Genomic DNA, 3,580 nt, shown 5'->3' with positions numbered 1-3,580 from the left:
GCGCCGAGAACCCCGCGGCTCGCGCCGCCCGGGTCGCCGAGGCCCGCGACATCATCGCCGCGAGCGGAGCGGTGGCCGCCGCTGAGGAACGGATCGCCGCCCGGACCGCCACAGCGGTCGAGGCGGCGCGGCGGGCGGATCTGGACGTCACGACCCTCGCCGCCCTGACGGAACTCGCCATGGCGGCGACTTCGCGCTCACATTGAGCACCTGACCACCTCGGTTAACCGCACCATCGACCAGGAAGCAGGTGGCAGGTGGCAGGTGCGCACGGTGACCGGAGCGACGGATCACGTCGTCATCGTCGGGGCCGGTCTCGCCGGTCTGTCGGTCGCGCTGCGCCTGGTCGGCGCCGGCCGGCGGGTGACGGTGCTCGAGCGGGAGGCGACCCCCGGCGGTCGGGCCGGCCTGCTCGCACTGGGCGACTATCGTTTCGACACCGGACCGACCGTCCTGACCATGCCCGAGCTGATTGCCGACGCCCTGGACTGTGTCGGGGAGGATCTCGACCGCTGGCTGTCGCTGACCCGGCTCGACCCGATGTACCGGGGGTTCTTCGCCGACGGTTCGTCGCTGGACATCCGCGCCGACCCCGCCGACACCGCACAGGAGATCCGGGCGTTGTGCGGCCCGGCGAAGGCGGCCGGCTTCGAGCGGTTCGTCGGCGTCGTCACCGCGATGTTCCGCACCCAGCTGCGCCACTTCATCGACGCGCAGGTCGACTCCCCGCTGTCGTTGCTGCGCCCGCAGCTCGCCCGGCTGGCCGCCATCTGCGGGACCCGCGGACCCGGCGGATGTTCTCCTTCCAGGCGATGTACGCCGGGCTCGCCCCGCACGACGCGCTGGCCCTCTACGCCGTCATCTCCTACATGGACTGCGTCGCCGGGGTCTACCACCCGACCGGCGGCATGCACGCCGTTGCCGAGGCGCTGGCCGGCGCCGCGGCCAAGCACGGTGCCACCCTGCGCTACGAGACCACGGTGATGCGGGTGGAGGTGCGGGGCGGCCGGGCGGTCGCGGTGCACACCGCGGCGGGGAAGCGCATCGGCGCCGACGTGGTGGTGCTCAACCCCGACCTGCCGATCGCCTACACCGAACTGCTGCCTCCCTCGACGGCGCCGGCCCGTCTGCGCCGCCTGCGGTACTCGCCCTCGTGCTTCCTCCTGCTGGCCGGGGGGCGCGTAGAGTACCCGCACACCGCGCATCACACCATCCACTTCGGCCGGGCCTGGCGGTCGACCTTCCGCGAGATCATCGATCGCGGCGAGCTGATGAGCGACCCGTCCTTCCTCGTCACCACCCCCTCACGCACCGAACCCGCGATGGCCTCGGCCGGCGGCCACACGTACTACGTGCTCTTCCCCACACCCAACCTCACCGCCCCGCTCGACTGGTCGGTGCTGCGCTCGCGCTACCGCGACGAGGTGGTCGCCACCTGCGAACGCCACGGCTACCGAGGCTTCGGCGACGCCATCGAGGTGGAGCAGGTCACCACGCCCGCCGACTGGCGGGCCCGCGGGATGGCGGCGGGCGCCCCGTTCGCGGCGGCCCACACCTTTCGCCAGACCGGCCCGTTCCGCCCCTCGAACCTGGCCCCGGGCCTCACGAACGTCGTGTTCGCCGGCAGCGGCACCCGGCCCGGCGTCGGGGTCCCGATGGTCCTCATCTCCGGCCGGCTGGCCGCGGAGCGGATCCTCGGCGCTGACCGGGGCTACCGTTCCCGCGCCCTGCGCTGACCCGGGACGCACCCCGGCAGCCTGGCACCCCGGTGCCCCGGACATTTCCCAGCGCCGAGAAGTTGCTGAAGAGCGGCTTAGAAGAGGCATCCGGCCAGGCCGTGCCGAGTCCTTTGGCACCCTGTTCCACGATGCGGCTGGGACAATGCTGCCATGGACGAAGGGCACAGCCCGGCCGGCCTCGCCGTACCGGACACCACGTCGGACGCGGCGCTGCTCGAACGCGCCCTGTTCGAGATCAAAAAAGTGATCGTCGGACAGGACCGGATGGTCGAACGCATGCTCGTCGCCCTGCTCGCCCGGGGCCACTGTCTGCTGGAGGGCGTGCCCGGAGTCGCGAAGACGCTGGCCGTGCAGACCCTCGCGACCGTCGTCGGCGGTTCGTTCGTCCGCATCCAGTTCACCAACGACCTCGTGCCCTCCGACATCGTCGGTGCCCGCATCTACCGGGCGAGCCAGGAGACGTTCGACGTCGAGCTCGGCCCGGTCTTCGCGAACTTCGTGCTCGCCGACGAGATCAACCGGGCACCCGCGAAGGTGCAGTCGGCGCTGCTGGAGGTGATGTCGGAGAAGCAGGTCTCGCTCGGCGGGGTCACCCACCGGCTTCCCGAGCCGTTCCTGGTACTGGCCACCCAGAACCCGATCGAATCCGAGGGCGTCTACCCGCTACCGGAGGCGCAGCGGGACCGGTTCCTGATGAAGGTCAACGTCCCCTACCCGAACCCGGCGGAGGAGCTCGAGATCGTCCGGCGGATGGGCACCTCGCCACCGGTCCCCGAGCGGGTCCTGATCCCGGAGGCGCTGACCCGGCTGCAGACCCGGACCGACGAGGTGTTCGTCCATCACGCCATCATCGAGTTCGCCGTCCGGCTGGTGCTTGCCACCCGGTCCCCCGGCGAGGCGGGCCTACCCGAGCTCGAGGGCCACCTGGCCTACGGAGCCTCGCCGCGCGCCTCGCTCGGACTGGTCGCGGCGGCCCGCGCGCTCGGCCTGCTGCGCGGGCGCGACTACGTCGTACCCGACGACGTCGCCGCGGTCGCCCTGGACGTCCTGCCCCACCGCCTGGTGCTCTCGTACGAGGCGCTGGCCGAGGGGCTGACCGCGGACGCGATCGCCGCCCGGATCCTGGGCGTGATTCCGCAGCCTCAGGTGGCGCCCCGCCAGCAGGGCCCCTCCTACCCCACCGGTCCGCAGGCCGGCGGGTGGGGGACGAACCCGCGTTCGGGCTTCCCGGAATACCTCGACCAAGGTGCGCCCGGATGACGGACCCCGCGGGCCGGCTCCGGGCCGGCTCCATGTCGGCGACCGATCCGGCGGTGGAGCGGACCCTGCGCCGGCTCGAACTGACCGTGCTTCGCCGTCTCGACGGCATGCTCCTCGGCGATCATCTCGGGCTGCTGCCCGGTCAGGGCAGCGAGAAGGCCGAGAGCCGCGAGTACGCCGTCGGTGACGATGTGCGCCGGATGGACTGGGCCGTCACGGCCCGGACCACCGTCCCCCACGTCCACGATCTCATCGCCGACCGGGAGCTCGAGACCTGGGCGCTGGTGGACCTCACCGCCAGCACCGAGTTCGGCACCGGTACCTGGCAGAAGCGTGATCTGGCGATTGCCGCCACGGCCGCGGTCGGCTTCCTGACCGCCCGCACCGGCAACCGGATGGGCGCGATCGCGCTGACCCAGGCCGGTCCACGGGCGATCCCAGCCCGTCCCGGCCGGGACGGGCTGCGGGCGCTGCTGCACACGCTCATCACCGCGCCTCGCGGCGCGCACGACCGGCCCCGCCGCCGGCCCGACCCGGCGGCGGCCACCAACCTCGCCGCGGCGGTGGAGGACCTGCTGCAC

Annotated in this window: 3 protein-coding genes and 1 pseudogene; all 4 read left to right on the top strand. The window is 72.7% G+C overall.

Going from position 1 to position 3,580, the window contains the following annotated elements:
- On the top strand, positions 1-206 hold a 206-nt coding region (locus AC08OT_RS19590; RefSeq protein WP_476603169.1), incomplete at its 5' end, for a hypothetical protein.
- Positions 207-264: 58 nt separating this feature from the next.
- A pseudogene (gene crtI / locus AC08OT_RS19585) lies at positions 265-1,736 on the top strand (phytoene desaturase family protein).
- Positions 1,737-1,889: 153 nt separating this feature from the next.
- Positions 1,890-2,999 (top strand): AAA family ATPase, encoded by a 1,110-nt coding sequence (locus tag AC08OT_RS19580; RefSeq protein ID WP_476591772.1) that lies wholly within the window; start codon positions 1,890-1,892, stop codon positions 2,997-2,999.
- Positions 2,996-3,580 (top strand): DUF58 domain-containing protein (locus AC08OT_RS19575; RefSeq protein ID WP_476603168.1); only part of this gene is annotated, 585 nt, incomplete at its 3' end. The genes AC08OT_RS19580 and AC08OT_RS19575, both read left to right, overlap by 4 nt.

Source organism: Frankia sp. CgJB1 (genome assembly GCF_977947065.1).
Note: the sequence above shows the minus strand (reverse complement) of the source record. Positions and strands in the feature narration are given on the sequence as shown.